The organism is Pseudoalteromonas sp. TAB23, from assembly GCF_000498075.1.
Taxonomy (GTDB): Bacteria; Pseudomonadota; Gammaproteobacteria; order Enterobacterales; family Alteromonadaceae; genus Pseudoalteromonas; species Pseudoalteromonas arctica.
In genome coordinates this window covers 1-683 of record NZ_AUTP01000021.1, presented here as the reverse complement: position 1 = coordinate 683, position 683 = coordinate 1, and the positions used below count along the sequence as shown (strand labels likewise).

Here is a 683-nt window from a genome sequence, read left to right as displayed (position 1 = left end):
AAATGGATAAAAACATTGGCGGCATGCGCGCATACACGCCACCGTTCTTCCCGGGTAAACGCATTGCAATAACCATTTTGAGCAACTTGCATATTTATACGCAAAAAGGCACGGCGCACCGCAAGGCCAAAGACGAAGAAGATCGCAAGCAATACGAAAACTCATACTGGCGTAATGAAGGCTACGCAATTGAAGAGTTTGAAGCGTATGCCGCGATTGATGAAAGCGCAATGAACATTGGCGCCAAGCCTTAAACGCGATTAAGCAGCTAGGCGCTAAGCGCCTAGCATTAACTCCATTTATTAAAAGGTAACAGTGCCATGAGTGCCATTGCTAATTTTAAAAAACGCCGCCTTGCTGCCAAAGCTAAAACAGGTGATGTACAAGCAACAATTACGCCTGAAAACACCGCGCTTAAATTGCTCGCGCAGTTGCTAGGTTGTGACGAATCAAAAGCGATTGAAACCGCCCAAGAATACGTTGACCAAAACATCACGTTTTTTTGTGAAGAGGATCTTCCAACTCTGCATGTAGATAGCGAAAAAGAACATATTGATGTTTCAAACGTTGAAGATGCAACCGACGAGCTAAACCAAAGCATAGACACTGCAAGCAATGCTGCAGATGAAATTGAAAGCGCCGCAGATAAAGCAAGCGATGCAGCCAGCGATTTAGCTTACCAA

1 protein-coding gene and 1 pseudogene are annotated in these 683 nt (G+C 44.8%); both read left to right on the top strand.

Annotated features, from left to right (window positions below; genetic code table 11):
• On the top strand, nt 1-254 hold a 254-nt coding region (locus L654_RS0100305; RefSeq protein WP_024606923.1), incomplete at its 5' end, for a P2 family phage major capsid protein.
• A gap of 66 nt (nt 255-320) precedes the next feature.
• Nucleotides 321-683, top strand: a pseudogene (locus tag L654_RS0100300) (hypothetical protein); the annotation flags it as partial.